Genomic DNA, 14,368 nt, shown 5'->3' with positions numbered 1-14,368 from the left:
CGGACCTGCGGAGTTTCGAGTGCAACCAGACGGATGGACGGCGGATTCGACATGAGGGACGGCGGCCCCGCTCCATCGCTGCGCGTGCGAGCGGGTACGCTGGCGCCCGTGGACATTCCCGCCTCCCCCGCTCCGGCCGCCGCGTCGCCGACGACGCTGGAGCAATTCCTGTCCGGCGTGTCGGCGCGCGCATTCCGCTTCGCCGAACTGGGCCTGCGCCATCGCGAGGACGCGCTCGACGCGGTGCAGGATGCGATGGCCAGGATGCTCGGCTACCGCGACCGCCCCGCGGCCGAATGGACGCCGCTGTTCTGGTCGGTGCTGCGCAGCCGGATCATCGACGTGCAGCGCAGGCGCACCTTCCGGCTGACCTGGCTGAGCGATGTGCGCGATCCGGACGGCGGCGAGATCGACTGGGCCGACGAGGCCACGCCCGATCCCGCGCGCGCGCACGACGGCCGCGAGGCCTGGGGGAAGCTGGCGCAGGCGCTGCGCGGCCTCCCGGCACGCCAGCGCGAGGCCTTCACCCTGCGGGTGCTCGAGGAACTGGACGTCGAGTCGACCGCGAAGATCATGGGCTGCAGCGAGGGATCGGTGAAAACCCACCTGTTCCGCGCGCGCGACGCCCTGCAGAAACAACTGGAGGACTTCCGATGACCCCCGAAGACCGCGGCCACGCCCGCTTCGACCAGGCGATGCGCGCCGCGCACGCCGACGCCGTGGCGCACGTGTCCGCCGCGACGCTCGCGCAGCTGCATCGTCGCCGCCATGCGGCGCTGGAAGCGGCGCCCGCCAGGTCCGCGCGCTGGCGGCTGCCGGCGGCGGCATTCGCATCGCTGCTGGTGGTGGCGGCCGGACTCGGCATCGGGCTGCGCCCGTTCGACGACCCGTCGGCGCCGCAGGCCGCGCCGCCGGTGGCGTCGACGACCGGCCCCGGCATCGAGGGGGTCCTGGACGACCTCGACCAGGACCCCGATTTCTACGTCTGGCTCGCCTCGGGCGACGCCGACCTGCTCGCGATGGAGTGACCCATGACGCTGCGAACCCGCCTGATCGTCCTGTGCCTGGCGCTCGCGCCGCTCGCCGCGTTCGCGCAATCGAACGCGCCCGAAGCGCTGCCGGCGTGGGACCAGCTCACGCCGCAGCAGCGCGACCTGCTGCTCGCGCCGGTGCGGGAGCGCTGGAACAACAGCCCGCCCGCCAGACGCCAGCACATGCTCGACCACGCGCAGCGCTGGCAGGCCATGACGCCCGAGCAGCGCAAGCACGCCCGCCACGGCATGAAGCGCTGGCGCGACATGCCGCCGGAGAAGCGGGCGCAGGCACGCGCCCTGTTCGAACACCTGCAGACGCTGCCCGAGTCCGAGCGCAAGGCGATGGTGCAGCGCTGGAAAACGATGGACGCGGCCGAACGAAAGGCCTGGGTCGAGGCGCATCCGCCGAGCGAGCGCTCTGGAGAACGCTAGCCGATTGACCATCCCGCCGGTCGATGCACCCCGCCCGGCAATCCGCCGTCGATGGCGGCATCGCATCGGGAGGCGCTGCGGAACAACGCAAGATGCTGCGCGCCATCCATTCCACGCGCGGCGCGCGCCACGCCATTGCGGCCCACGCGCTCCGGGGCGCCGATCAGCCGGCGGCCCGCTCCGGCCACACGGTTTTCGACAGCAGCTCGTCGTCCCAGTCGAACGCGAGCGTGCCCTCGCGCAGCAGCAGAGAGACGAAGTTGTAGAGGTTGCGGGCGAACATCTCGCTCGCGTGCAGCGCACCCTGGCTGGCGAGATCGAGCGGCCCGGCCACGACCACGCCATTGTCGGTCTCGATGGTCTGTCCGCGCTGCGTGAGTTCGCAGTTGCCGCCGGTCTCGGCAGCCAGGTCGACCACCACGCTGCCCGGCTTCATGCCCGCCACCATCGCCGCGCTGACGATCTTCGGCGCCGGCCGCCCCGGCACCGCCGCGGTGCAGACGATCACGTCGATCCCCTTCAGATGCTCGGCGAGGCGCTGCTGCTGCAGCGCGCGTTCCTCGTCGCTGAGCTGGCGCGCATAGCCGCCCTCGCCCGCGGCGCTGACGCCGAGGTCTAGGAACCTGCCCCCCAGCGATTCGATCTGTTCGCGCGTTTCCGGCCGCACGTCGAAGCACTCCACCTGCGCGCCCAGGCGACGCGCCGTCGCCACCGCCTGGAGGCCGGCCACGCCCGCGCCGACGATCAGCACTTTCGACGGCCGGATCGTGCCGGCGGCGGTGGTGAGCATCGGGAAGAAGCGCGGCGCCAGCTGCGCGGCGATCAGCACCGCCTTGTATCCGGCCATGCCCGCCTGCGAACTGAGGATGTCCATCGCCTGCGCACGGGTGGTGCGCGGCAGGCGCTCGAGCGGAAACGCGACGATCCCGCGTTCGCGGATCGCGGCCCCGCGCGCCTCGTCGGCCTGCGGTTGCAGCGCGCCGACCAGCACCGCTCCCGGCTTCATCGCGGCGATCGCAGCCACCGACGGCGCCTGCACGCACAAGGCCACGTCGGCATCGGCGAGCGGGTCGCCGTCGACCAGTTCGGCGCCCGCGTCAGCGTACGCCTCGTCGGTGAACCGCGCGAACCGGCCCAGCCCGCGCTCGACCCGCACCCGGGCGCCGGCCGCCACCAGCTTCTTCGCCGTTTCCGGCGTCAGCGCCACGCGTCGCTCGCCAGCCGCACTCTCGCGCGCCACTCCGATGGTCACCGCCATGCATCCGCTCCCCGCGACAGTCGGCGCCATCCTAGCGAATCGGCCCCGGGCGTGCGACGCGCCCTCAGACGCCTGCCTCGCCCGCGTCCACGGCGGCGGCGATCATCGTCAATGCATGGTCGACCGGATCACCGGCGACCAGTCGACGCCACTCGCCGGTGCCCACGGAACTGCCCAGCGCCGCCGCGTCGAGCACGGCCTGCCGCGCACCCTGCGCGTCGACCAGCAGCGCAGTCCCGCTCAGCGGGCTCAGCCACGCCAGCGTCAGCGCCTGCGATGCGCCGTCGTCGAGCGTGCGCGCGAACCGGTCGCCGACGGCGAAATCCCCGACCCGCGACGCCTGCGACTCGTGTGCGTCATGCGAAGCGGGCGCGGCCGCCAGCGGGGCCGGGGATTCCGATCCGATCGGCGCGTCGGGGTCGGCGTATTCGGCCACCAGCCTGGACAATTCCAGCGTGGCGGCATCGTCGTGCAGGCCGCTGATCGCCAGGCATTCGCGCAGGGCCGGCTCGAGTTGCAGCAACCGGCCCGCGATCGCGTGTCCGTCGGATTCCGCGTCCAGCGCGACGAGCGCATCGCCGAGCGCGAGCGCATCGCGGTAGCGTGCCGAATCGCTGCCATCGCGCAGCCACACCTGCACCAGCCACTGGCGCCAGTGGCGCGACAGGAACTCCGCCAGCGTCACCGGCAGCTGCGCCACGGCGCGCACCTGTGCCAGCCGCTGGTCCGCGGCGGCGCGCGCGGCTTCCAGGCGCTCGCGTCCCTGCATCGACTGCCACAGACGCGTCGCCACCGCGTCCGCACGACGCCGATGCGGATCCGCCTCCGCCTCGATCTGCAGGGCCAACGCCTGCGCTTTCGCCGGGCTGGCGCTCTGGTCGAGTATCAGCGCCGCGGCCGCCTCGTCGCCGATCCGCTGCAGCGCGCGCTCGACCTGGCCGCGTCCGGGATTGCCGTCCCACAGGCGCACGATCGAGGCCAGCACACGCAGCACCGGGTGGCGGGGCGGATCGAACATGCCCGGATTCTCCAGCGCGACACGCAGGAGCGGCAGGGCGAGGCGCCGCAGCGCGCGCACCTGGTCCTCCGACAGCGCCGCGTGTGCGACGAGCGTGTCGACCAGCCGGCCGACCACTTCGATCGACGCCTCCTGCCAGGGGGTACGCGTCGCGCTGCCGAGGCCGATGCCGATGCCCACGCCGATGCGGTCGAGCCCGGCGCGCAGGCGCGCCGAGGTGGGCTGCGCGCCGTCCGGCGAAGCGTCCAGCCCCGCACCACGCTCGGATTGCAGCAGCGACAGCAGCGACTCCATTTCCTCGTCGCGGATGCGGCGCGGGGCCCCCTCCGCCGGATCCTTGCGGCGTCCGGCGAGGCGGCTGCGCAACCGGTCCGGTGCCGCGGCCGCCTGGCCCGGGGTTCCCGGGCCGGCGCGCGCGTTCGCAGCCGGCGGCAGGCCGGTCAGGAACGCGCCCTCGTGGCCGGACGAGAGCTCGCAGCCCGCGTCCGCGAGATAGCCGTTGCACCACTGGTAGACCGCGGCCAGGCGATCGGACGCCAGTTTCGCGAAGTGCCGCAGCACCAGCGCATGCACGCGCACGCTGGAGTCCAGTGCGGTGAACGCCCGCAGGAAGGTCTCGGCCACGGCACGCGGGGCGAACGGATTGCGCGGATGCGATTCGCCGCCCATGCGTGCGGCGAGCGTGTACAGGCGGCGGTCGACCAGGTCGACGATGTTCCGGAATCGATGCTCGAGCGCGTCGATGACGGGCGCTCCGACCAGCTGGGCGCGCAGGTCGTCCTCCGCCATCAGCGTGAGCGGACCCCCGCCGATGGCCTTCATCCGCGGCCAGCCCTCGAGCAGGATGTCGATCTGCTGTTGCCACCGCTCTTCGTACACCAGCACTTCCCGCAGCAGCAGCGAGACGTCGGCGCGATCCTCGACCAACGGCGGCGACGGCGGATTGGCCTCGGCCCGGGCGTCGAGATCCTGCAGCGCAGCCGCGAGCGCGTCGCGCATCCACGGCATCACGCGCGCGACCACGCCCGCGCGCAGCCCGCCCAGCACCTCGGCAGGCGACTGCGTGCCCGTCGCGCCCTGACCTGCGTTCACCCCGCCCCCGCTCGTCTGACAGAGGCAATAGGATAGAGCCGGGCCCGGGCCGGTCCCCAACGCATCGTTCACGAATCCCGCTGCCGCCAGACCGGGGACAGGCCGGGGCCAGGCCGGGACCGGGCGGAATCAGGACGCCGCGCGGACCGCGCTGTCGGAATTGCCTTCGGCGGTGGCGTTGATCCGCTGCCAGAGCTGCTTCATTGCCTCATCGAACGGGGCGTCGACCGAGCGCACCTGGGCCCGTCCCTCGGCGACCATCAAGGCCAGTTCCTCCGGCGACACCACCATCTTGCGCACGCCACGCCGGTTCACGATCAGGAAGCGGCCGGTGAGCGGGCTGATCCAGGCGATCCGTCCGGCGCTCTCGTGGCCCTCCTCGTCGACCAGCCGCAGGCCCTGTCCCACGCGCAGGCGCCGCATGCGGGCGGCGATCGCGGGATCGAACGCGATCTGGGCGCTGCCGCCCGCCACGCGCAGCACGCCGTCGTCGGTGCCCTCGCCGCCTTCGGCGACGTCATCGTGCTGCTGCGGCTGGTGCACGGTGCGGGGGGTGTCGGGCAGTGCCAGGGCCGAGATGATCCGCGCCATCGCATCGCGCGCAGCGGTGGCTTCCATGCCGCAGCTGGCATAGCACTCGCCCAGCGGCACCTGCAGCGCCAGCAACTGCCGGGCGACCACCGCGCCGCGCACCTCGGCGGCATCGGCGTCGACCTGGACCATGGCATCGCCCAGGTTGATCGCGGCGAGGTGGCGCTGCGAATCGGCGCCGTCGCGCAGCCAGGTCTGGGTGAGGTAGTGGCGCCAGTGGCGGTCCAGGAAGTGGGCGACGGCCGCCGTCATCGACCGCCCCGAGAGGCGCGAGCCGACAAGATCCGCAGCGCTGCGCCGCGCCTGCTGCAGCCGCTCGCGGCCGTGGATGGCCTCGGCCGCGCGCTTCTCCGTCAGTTCGGCGCGGCGGCGCTGCTGGTCCAGGTGGTCGCGCAGTTCGGCCGCGGCCAGCTCGAAGATCGCCTGGTCGTCGCCGAACTCGCCGACCACCCGATCCACCGCGTGGCCGGCCTGGTTGAGGGTTTCCTGGTCCTGCGGGGTCTTGCCCTCGTTGCCGTCGCAGGCCTCGGTCACCGCGTCGAGCAGGCGGCGCGCGGGATGGCTGCGGCGGTTGAACAGGGAGTCGTCGGTCAGCGCGACCTTGAGATAGGGCACCACCAGCTTGCCGTAGAGCTGGCGCGCGTCGCCGACCAGGTCGTTGGCGTCGAACAGCGACTGGAACAGGATGCCGACCAGGTCGATCGCATCCTCCTCGTCGCCGCTGAAGTGGGTATGGGCCGGATCGAACCCGATCTGGCGCACGCCGCTGAGCAGGGCGTGGCGGATGACGTCCGCCAGCGGACGCCCGTCCTCGCCCGCCAGCACCTTCTCGAAGGGTTCCGGGTCGTCGCCCTGCAGCAGGGAGGCCAGATTTAGCAGTTCGGCCGTGTCCAGCACGTGGCCGCCGGTCGGCAGCTCCTCGCCGGCGAGCCCGCCGCGGGCCGGATCCAGCGACGCGGCGACCGGGTCGTCCGGCGCGCGTGCCCGCCAGGCACGCAGCTGGTCGCGCACCAGGTCGCGGTAGCGCAGCGGGCGGCCGGTGGCCAGCGCCTCGGCCAGCACCTGCTCGCGCACGCGCCCGGTCGCCGCCGCCTCGCCGCCGCGCGCGGAACCGGCCTCGGCGCCCGTGGCACCCCCACCGGCACCGCCGCCGGCGCCCCCGTCGCCCTGACGCGGCGCCGCGCCTTCGGCGGAGCCTCCGAGATGCGGGACGGTGCTGCCGTCGGGCACCCATTCGCCGTCCGCTGCGCCGTCCTGTGGTGCCGGCGCACGGCCGCGGGAAGGGCGGCCGGACTCGCGCGCCGGGGATCCGGAGAACGAGGCGGCATCGAGGATCGCGTTGGCCTTCTCGTACAGCTCGCCCAGCACCTTCGGCAGGCGCTTGTCGAACTGCTGGAACACCATGGCCCGCAGGCCCGCCGTCAGATCGTCGGGACCGAACAGGGCGACGAACGCGGTCACCGGAACCTCGGGGCGCAGCGGGCTCTGCCGCCGCCGGGACACGCCCAGCGCCTCGGACAGCTGGCGCAGGCGTTCGTCGAGCTGGGCCAGCGGGTGCAGGAACTGGTGGTCGAGCAGTTCGGTGATCTGCTGCCCGGCGAGGTGGATCTCGAGCTCCGACTCGGACATCAGCGTCAGCGAGCGCTCGCGCTGGGGCGAGTCCGAAGCCTGTTCCCAGCGCGCGAATTCCTTCTCGATCGACTCGCGGAAGCGCGTGGCGAGTTCCAGCGCGCGATGGCTGAGCGCCATGACCGCGACCCGGTCTTCCTGCACCGCCACGTAGTCGTGGCCCGCCAGTGCGGCCAGCCGGACCTGCTCCTCGATCCCGCTCCAGAATCCGGACAGGACCCCGCCCAGCTCGGTCACCGCCTCGTGGCGGAGCGATTCGAGCACGCGCGCGGGCGCGTGCAGGGAACCTGCGCGGCCCGGCGCAAATGCTGTCGGAACGGCACGGAGGGACATTTTGGGGGGACAATGTGCAAGGTCGAAGCGCCTCGCCATCATTCAGCTTAACGGGTCCACGCGTCTGTGACTGCATCCGCAAATACATCCGGCCCCACGCCGATCCCGCTCGACTTTCGTCGCTCGGTGCCTGCCCGCCAGCTCGGCGAGCCCGGCCCCGACGAGGCCATGCTCCTGCGGCTGCTGCGCTCGGCGGTCCGGGTGCCCGACCACGGCAAGCGGGTCCCGTTCCGCTTCGTGCGCATTGCCGGGGAGGCGCGCGCGCGCCTGGGCGAGGCGCTGGCGGCCATCACCCTGCGCCGCGATCCCGCTGCGGGCGAGGCCGTGCTCGACAAGGACCGCCAGCGCTTCTCCCATGCCCCGGTGGTGGTGGCGGTGGTGGCGGTGCTGGATCCGGCGGACACGCAGATTCCCGACCAGGAACGGCTGCTGACCGCCGGCTGCGCCTGTTTCGCCCTGCTGCAGGCCGCGCAGTCGTTCGGGTTCGGTGCCTGCTGGCTGACCGGATGGCCGGCCTACGACGAGGATGTCCGCGCACTGCTGGGCCTGACCGCGCACGACACCATCGCCGGCTTCATCCATATCGGCACGCCGGTGCTGGAGGCGCCCGAGCGCGAGCGCCCGGACCCGCGCGCCCTGCTGTCCGACCTCGTGCTGTGAGCGCGGTGCCGGGGGCCGCGATCGCGCCGCTGTACCTGGTCGACGCCAGCCTGTACGTGTTCCGCGCCTGGCACTCGATGCCGGATGAATTCCGCGACGCCGACGGCCGTCCGACCAACGCCGTGCACGGGTTCGCGCGCTTCCTGCTCGAACTGGTCGAGCGCGAGCGTCCGCGCCATATCGTGGTGGCGTTCGACGAGGCCCTGGACAGCTGCTTCCGCAACGCGCTGTACCCGGCCTACAAGGCCAACCGGCCGCCGGCGCCGGAGGAACTGCGGCGCCAGTTCGCGCACTGCAGGGCGCTGGCGGCGGCGCTGGGGCTGAACGTGCTGGCGCACGGCGAGTACGAGGCCGACGACCTGATCGGCAGCGCCCTGCACCAGGCGCGTACGCATGGCCACCGTGGCGTGATCGTCTCGGCCGACAAGGACCTGTCGCAGCTGCTCGACGGCCACGACGAACAGTGGGACTTCGCCCGCGGCCAGCGTTGGGGCGCGGCCGGCGTGCGCGCCCGGCACGGCGTGGACGCGCACCAGATCGCCGACTACCTCGCGCTGTGCGGCGACGCGATCGACAACATCCCCGGCGTGCCCGGCATCGGCGCCAAGACCGCGGCGGTGCTGCTGGCCCACTTCGGCAGCCTGGATGCCCTGCTCGCCCGGGTCGACGAGGTCGGCTTCCTGCGTTTCCGCGGCGCGGCCCAGGCGGCGGCGCGCCTGCGGCTGCATCGTGCGCAGGCGCTCCTGTGCCGGCAGCTGACCACCATCTGTTGCGACGCACCGCTCGGTCCGGCGGCACCGTCGTTCGCCCGCGGCATCGTGGACGCCGCGGCGCTGGCGGGCCTGTGCGAACAGTTGCGCTTCGGCCCGCTGACCCGGCGCCGGATGTATGCCGCGGCCGGACTGGAATACGCCCCGCCGACGTAGCCGCGCCGCGTCGTAGTCGATGCCGCGACCGCCGCGGTGCATGGCGATGGCGAACCATGCGCACCGGATGTCGCTGTCCGGGTCGCGTCCCGGGGTTACCATCCGCGCATGAACACGCCCCCCGAAGACGCGGAACTGCTGTACGAAGGCGAATGGCTGCGGCTGGTCAGGCGCGGCCGGTGGGAATCGTGCGAGCGCACCCATGGCCGCGACGGACTGGCGGTGCTGGTGATCGCGGTGACGCCGGACGACGAGGTGCTGTTCGTCGACCAGTACCGGGTGCCGCTGGGCGCGCGCACGATCGAGATGCCGGCCGGGCTGGTCGGCGACGACGACAGCAGCGACACGCTCGAAGCCGCGGCACGGCGCGAACTGATCGAGGAGACCGGCTGGGCGGCCGGGCGCGTGGACGTGCTGCTGGTCGGGCCGACCTCGTCGGGCATGAGCAACGAACGCATCGCCTTCGCCCGCGCACTCGAACTGGAGCGCGTCGGCGAAGGTGGCGGGGTCGGCGACGAGGACATCGTCGTCCATGCCGTCCCGCGCGCGCAGGCGCCGGCATGGCTGATGCAGAAGTACCGCGAGGGCTACGAGCTCGACCTCAAGCTCTGGGCCGGCCTGTGGATGATCGACCACGAACCCGACGGCTCCCCGCGCGCATGAGCAGGCCGACCGCGACCGCCTCCCTGCTCTCGCCCGACGATCCGCCCGCGTTCACCGTGCTGCACCCCGACGGCCGCTCGCCGTGGCTGCTGGTCGCCGACCACGCCGGCCAGGCCGTGCCCGCGGCGCTGGCACGCCTGGGCCTGCCGCAGGCCGAACTCGACCGCCACATCGGCTGGGATATCGGCATCGCCGGGGTCACGTCGCGGCTGGCGGAGCGGCTCGACGCGTGCGCCATCCTCCAGACCTACTCGCGGCTGGTGATCGACTGCAACCGGCCGCTCGAGGCGCCCGGGTCGATCGCCGCGGTGAGCGACGGCACCGTCGTCCCTGGCAACCAGACGCTCGATGCCGGCCAGCGCGCGCAACGGGTAGATGCGATCTTCGCGCCCTACCACGCACGCATCACGGACGAACTGGACCGGCGCGCGGCGCAGTCCCGGCCCACGATCCTGGTGGCGATGCACAGCTTCACCCCGGCGATGGATGGGACTGCCCGGCCGTGGCATGCCGGGGTGCTGTACCAGCGCGACACGCGCCTGGCGCATGCGCTGCTGGCGGCGCTTCGGGCCGAAGGCGACCTGGTGGTGGGTGACAACGAGCCGTATTCGGTGAGCGACGCCACCGACTATGCGATCCCCGTGCACGGCGAGCGCCGCGGCCTGGCGCACGTCGAACTGGAAATCCGCCAGGACCTGATCGCCGAAGCGGCAGGCCAGGCCGCCTGGGCCGACCGCCTGGCGCGCCTGTTCGCGCATCTGCAGCCGGAGTTCGTCACGGCCCCTTGAACGCGTTGCCGTTAGTCTGTCCCGCCGCGTCAGGACTTTCCGGCCATGCTGATCCGCCTGGGCCATGCGATCACCTTCGGCCTGCCGCAACCGACGCCGATGGTGCTCACGCTCGACCTCCACGACTCGCGTCGCAGCGACATCGTCGTCGCCGCGCCGTCGCGCGCCACGCCCGACGTGCCGATGCACCGCTACCGCGACGCGTACGGCAACACCTGCGCACGGCTGGTCGCACCGGCGGGTACGCTCACCGTGCGCGCCGACGCGGTGGTGCGCGACATCGGCCTGCCCGACGCCGTGGTGCCGGATGCGCGAGAGGTGCCGGTCGAGCACCTGCCGGACGAGGTGCTGCTGTTCCTGCTCGGCAGCCGCTACTGCGAGACCGACCGGCTCTCGCAGATGGCCTGGGACCTGTTCGGATCGACGCCGCCGGGATGGGCCCGGGTGCAGGCGATCTGCGACTACGTGCACCGGCGGATCGAATTCGGCTACCCGCACGCCGATGCCACCCGCACCGCTTCCCAGGCGCTGGAAGCGGGACGCGGCGTGTGCCGCGACTTCGCCCACTCGGCGGTCGCGCTGTGCCGCTGCATGAACATCCCGGCGCGCTACTGCACCGGCTACCTGGGCGACATCGGCATCCCGCCGGTGGACGCGCCGATGGATTTCTCGGCCTGGTTCGAGGCCTACCTCGGCGGACGCTGGTACACCTTCGATGCGCGCCACAACACCCCGCGCATCGGCCGGGTGCTGATCGCGCGCGGCCGCGACGCCTCGGACGTGGCGATCAGCAATACCTTCGGTGCCAACCAGCTGCTCGGCTTCGACGTCTGGACCGACGAGACCGACGACCCGAGCCTGTCGCCGCGGCCGGCCTCGCCACCGCCGCTCGCACTGGCGATCTGAGGCGCGCGTCGCGCCTCAGGCGAAGCCGTCTGTCGCGCGCACCAGCGCGTCGACGTTCTCCGGTTCGAACGCCGAGTGCCCCGATGCCGGCGTGATCACCAATTCCGCCTTCGGCCACACCTGGTGCAGGTCCCAGGCGTTCTGTACCGGGCAGACCACGTCGTAGCGCCCGTGAACGATCACCCCGGGGATGCCGGCGATGCGATAGGCGTCGCGCAGCAGCTGGTCGTCGACCTCGAAGAAGCCCTTGTTGACGAAGTAGTGGTTCTCGATCCGGGCGAAGGCCAGCGCGAAGCGCGCGTCCTCGTGACCGCTGACGAAGTCGGGATCGACGTGCAGAAACGAGGTCGCGCCCTCCCACACGCTCCATGCCCGGGCCGCGGCCAGGCGCGTGGCTTCGTCGTCGGAAATCAGCCGGCGGTGGAACGCGGCCACCAGGTCGCCGCGCTCGTCCTCCGGGATCGCGGCGATGTAGTGCTCCCACGCGTCCGGGAACAGGCGCGAGGCACCTTCCTGGTAGAACCAGCGCAGTTCCCACTGGCGCAGCATGAAGATGCCGCGCAGCACCAGCGCGGTCACGCGCAGCGGATGCGACTGCGCGTAGGCCAGCGCCAGGGTCGAGCCCCAGGACCCGCCGAACACCTGCCAGCGGTCGATGCCCAGGTGTTCGCGCAGCAGCTCAATGTCGGCCACCAGATGCCAGGTGGTGTTGTCGACCAGGTCGGCGTGCGGCGTGGAGCGGCCGGCGCCGCGCTGGTCGAACAGGACGATGCGGTACTTCGCCGGATCGTGGAAACGACGCATCCTGGCGTTGCAGCCGCCGCCGGGCCCGCCGTGCAGCAGCACCACCGGCTTGCCCTTCGGGTTGCCGCACTGCTCGTAATACAGCGCGTGGCGATCGTCGACCTGCAGCGTGCCGCTGTCGTACGGCTCGATCTGTGGATACAGCGTGCGCATGGCTCGCCCCCTGCAATGGATGTCGCGACAGTCTAACGACTGCGTCGCGCGGCCTCAGGCAGGCAGCCGCCCGAGGCCGACACGGTCGCGCCCCTCGAGGTCGCGGTGGGTGGCGACGTCGACCAGGCCCGCCTCGCGCAGCAGCGCGCCGACCGGCTCGCCCTGGTCGTGGCCGTGTTCGAGCAGCAGCCAGCCGCCCGGTTGCAGGTGCGCCGGCGCATCGCGGACGATCGCACGGATCGCGTCGAGCCCGTCGCGGCCGGAGGACAGCGCCATCGCCGGCTCGTGGCGCAGATCGCCGCGGGCCAGGTGCGGATCGCCTTCGGCGATGTAAGGCGGGTTGCTCGCCACCAGATCGAAGCGCAGGTCCGGCAATGCGGCGAACCAGTCGCCGAGGTGGAACGCGACGTTCTCCAGTCCCGCCTCGCTGGCATTGCGCCGCGCGACCTCGAGTGCGCCGGGGCTGGCATCCACCGCGTCCACCCGGGCCTGGGGGCGTTCCTGCGCCAGCGCCAGCGCGATCGCCCCGCTGCCGGTGCCGAGGTCGGCCACGCGCAATGCCCGGACGGCCGGCAGGCGGGCCAGCGCGAGTTCCACCAGCAGCTCGGTCTCGGGTCGGGGGATCAGGGTGTCCGGCGTGACGGCGAGATCGAGCGTCCAGAAGCCGCGACGGCCGCACAGGTAGGCCACGGGCTCTCCGGCTTCGCGACGCGCGACCAGCGACAGGAAGCGATCGCGATCGCACTCCTGGAGCGGGTCGTCGGCATGGGCGAACAGCCAGCTGCGGTCGCGTCCGAGCGCATGGGCCAGCAGCGCCTGCGCATCGGCCAGGTCGATCCGGGCGCGCGCGTCGGCCAGCAGTCGGCGGGCGGTGATCGGTTCGGATGTCGGCATCGGAGCATCGTAGGGCGGGCCAGCGGTGCTTGTCCTCCCGCGACCTATCCGCGGCCCGGCAAGGGTGAGCCCCATCGCATTGCCGACCCCAGACAAAATGAAGGCGGCCGAAGCCGCCTTCAAAGATTCCGTACCACGTGTGGGAGGGAGGAAACGGATACGGAACTCGGCTGGACACCGCGCCAGGCGCACTGTCCGAAACCCTGCGCTGCCCCGGCTCCGCGGCCTTGCGACCGTCGCACCGGACTGCAGCGCATGGGTCGACTATGCTGCAGCGCAAAAATGTTTGCAAGCACATCCGGGCATCGAAAATCGCTGTCTTGTCCCGAAATCGATTGTTTGTATCTATCTATAAGATAATTTTCTTTGATTTTACATATTGATAGAAGGCTTCTATCATTTCCCCAGTCGATCAGGCAGCCGCCAGATCGAAGCAGGTTTCCTTCCACCCACCCCCGAAAGAGGTCCCAATGTCCCTCATCAATACCCAGGTGCAGCCCTTCAAGGCCACCGCGTTCCAGAACGGCGAGTTCGTCGAAGTCTCCGACGCCAGCCTCAAGGGCAAGTGGTCGGTCCTGGTGTTCATGCCGGCCGCCTTCACCTTCAACTGCCCGACCGAGGTCGAGGACGCCGCCGACCACTACGCCGAGTTCCAGAAGCTGGGCGCCGAGGTCTACATCGTCACCACCGACACCCACTTCTCCCACAAGGTGTGGCACGAAACCTCCGCGGCGGTGGGCAAGGCCCAGTTCCCGCTGGTCGGGGATCCGACCCACCAGCTGACCCGCGCGTTCGGCGTGCACATCGATGCCGAGGGCCTGGCCCTGCGCGGCACCTTCGTGATCAACCCCGAGGGCGTGATCAAGACCGTCGAGATCCACGACAACGCCATCGCCCGCGACATCAAGGAGACCCTGCGCAAGCTCAAGGCCGCGCAGTACGTCGCCGCGCACCCGAACGAGGTCTGCCCGGCCAAGTGGCAGGAGGGCGAGAAGACCCTGAAGCCGTCGCTCGACCTGGTCGGCAAGATCTGATCCATGACTGCATCCCGCCCCCGTGCCGCCACGTGCGGCGCGGGAGCGGACCGGAGTCGATGCGGCCCCCGCCACCCGGGCCGCCCTCCCTCCCCGGCGCATCCGGCCAGCCAAGGTCCGCGTCGGCTCCGTTCCGCTTCCGCCGCCCCTCCC

General features: G+C 71.9%; 14 protein-coding genes. 9 read left to right on the top strand and 5 right to left on the bottom strand.

Translation table 11 applies throughout. The features are described from left to right. Window positions 1-51: 51 nt before the first annotated feature. From QFW81_RS04360 to QFW81_RS04350, 3 genes are read left to right on the top strand one after another with little or no spacing between them, the layout of a single operon-like run. Window positions 52-657, top strand: a complete 606-nt coding sequence (locus QFW81_RS04360; RefSeq protein ID WP_425603970.1) for an RNA polymerase sigma factor — start codon at window positions 52-54, stop codon at window positions 655-657. Further along, the gene (locus tag QFW81_RS04355) at window positions 654-1,028 is read left to right on the top strand and encodes a hypothetical protein (RefSeq protein ID WP_280577355.1); all 375 of its coding nucleotides are present in this window, start codon (window positions 654-656) and stop codon (window positions 1,026-1,028) included. Before QFW81_RS04360 ends, QFW81_RS04355 begins: the two co-directional genes overlap by 4 nt. Window positions 1,029-1,031: 3 nt before the next feature. Further along, window positions 1,032-1,466, top strand: a complete 435-nt coding sequence (locus QFW81_RS04350; protein ID WP_280577354.1) for a DUF3106 domain-containing protein — start codon at window positions 1,032-1,034, stop codon at window positions 1,464-1,466. A 163-nt stretch (window positions 1,467-1,629) separates the two neighbouring features. On the opposite strand, the gene QFW81_RS04345 is transcribed toward QFW81_RS04350, so the two are convergent. From QFW81_RS04345 to QFW81_RS04335, 3 genes are all read right to left on the bottom strand, one after another. Then, complete coding sequence (locus QFW81_RS04345; RefSeq protein WP_280577352.1) at window positions 1,630-2,724, bottom strand: NAD(P) transhydrogenase subunit alpha; 1,095 nt, start codon at window positions 2,722-2,724, stop codon at window positions 1,630-1,632. 64 nt (window positions 2,725-2,788) lie between these two features. Next, on the bottom strand, window positions 2,789-4,834 hold the full coding sequence (locus tag QFW81_RS04340) for a DUF1631 family protein (protein WP_280577351.1): 2,046 nt from the start codon (window positions 4,832-4,834) through the stop codon (window positions 2,789-2,791). Window positions 4,835-4,963: 129 nt separating this feature from the next. Continuing rightward, entirely contained in the window at window positions 4,964-7,318 is a 2,355-nt protein-coding gene (locus QFW81_RS04335; protein WP_280577350.1) for a DUF1631 family protein, read from the bottom strand. Between the two features lie 135 nt (window positions 7,319-7,453). Between QFW81_RS04335 and QFW81_RS04330 the strand changes: the two genes are divergently transcribed. The 5 genes from QFW81_RS04330 (at window position 7,454) to QFW81_RS04310 (ending at window position 11,330) form a co-directional block, all read left to right on the top strand. After that, window positions 7,454-8,047, top strand: a complete 594-nt coding sequence (locus QFW81_RS04330) for a nitroreductase family protein (RefSeq protein ID WP_425603969.1) — start codon at window positions 7,454-7,456, stop codon at window positions 8,045-8,047. Next, window positions 8,044-8,973 (top strand): 5'-3' exonuclease, encoded by a 930-nt coding sequence (locus QFW81_RS04325; protein ID WP_280577349.1) that lies wholly within the window; start codon window positions 8,044-8,046, stop codon window positions 8,971-8,973. Before QFW81_RS04330 ends, QFW81_RS04325 begins: the two co-directional genes overlap by 4 nt. Before the next feature lie 108 nt (window positions 8,974-9,081). Further along, the gene (locus tag QFW81_RS04320) at window positions 9,082-9,636 is read left to right on the top strand and encodes an NUDIX hydrolase (protein ID WP_280577348.1); all 555 of its coding nucleotides are present in this window, start codon (window positions 9,082-9,084) and stop codon (window positions 9,634-9,636) included. Continuing rightward, complete coding sequence (locus QFW81_RS04315; RefSeq protein WP_280577346.1) at window positions 9,633-10,424, top strand: N-formylglutamate amidohydrolase; 792 nt, start codon at window positions 9,633-9,635, stop codon at window positions 10,422-10,424. The genes QFW81_RS04320 and QFW81_RS04315 overlap by 4 nt, the downstream gene beginning before the upstream one ends. 45 nt (window positions 10,425-10,469) lie before the next feature. After that, the gene (locus QFW81_RS04310; RefSeq protein WP_280577345.1) at window positions 10,470-11,330 is read left to right on the top strand and encodes a transglutaminase-like domain-containing protein; all 861 of its coding nucleotides are present in this window, start codon (window positions 10,470-10,472) and stop codon (window positions 11,328-11,330) included. 15 nt (window positions 11,331-11,345) lie between these two features. On the opposite strand, the gene pip is transcribed toward QFW81_RS04310, so the two are convergent. Beyond that, a complete protein-coding gene (pip, locus tag QFW81_RS04305; RefSeq protein ID WP_280577344.1) occupies window positions 11,346-12,287 on the bottom strand; it encodes a prolyl aminopeptidase in 942 nt (313 codons plus the stop codon). A 54-nt stretch (window positions 12,288-12,341) separates the two neighbouring features. After that, window positions 12,342-13,181, bottom strand: coding sequence for a peptide chain release factor N(5)-glutamine methyltransferase (gene prmC, locus QFW81_RS04300; RefSeq protein ID WP_280577343.1), 840 nt, complete (start codon window positions 13,179-13,181; stop codon window positions 12,342-12,344). A gap of 470 nt (window positions 13,182-13,651) precedes the next feature. Here prmC and ahpC point away from each other — a divergent pair, with 470 nt between their 5' ends. Beyond that, window positions 13,652-14,215, top strand: coding sequence for an alkyl hydroperoxide reductase subunit C (gene ahpC, locus QFW81_RS04295; RefSeq protein WP_280577341.1), 564 nt, complete (start codon window positions 13,652-13,654; stop codon window positions 14,213-14,215). Window positions 14,216-14,368 lie beyond the last annotated feature (153 nt).

The organism is Luteimonas kalidii, assembly GCF_029887935.1.
GTDB classification, from domain to species: Bacteria; Pseudomonadota; Gammaproteobacteria; order Xanthomonadales; family Xanthomonadaceae; genus Luteimonas; species Luteimonas kalidii.
This window is presented reverse-complemented; position numbering and strand designations above follow the sequence as displayed.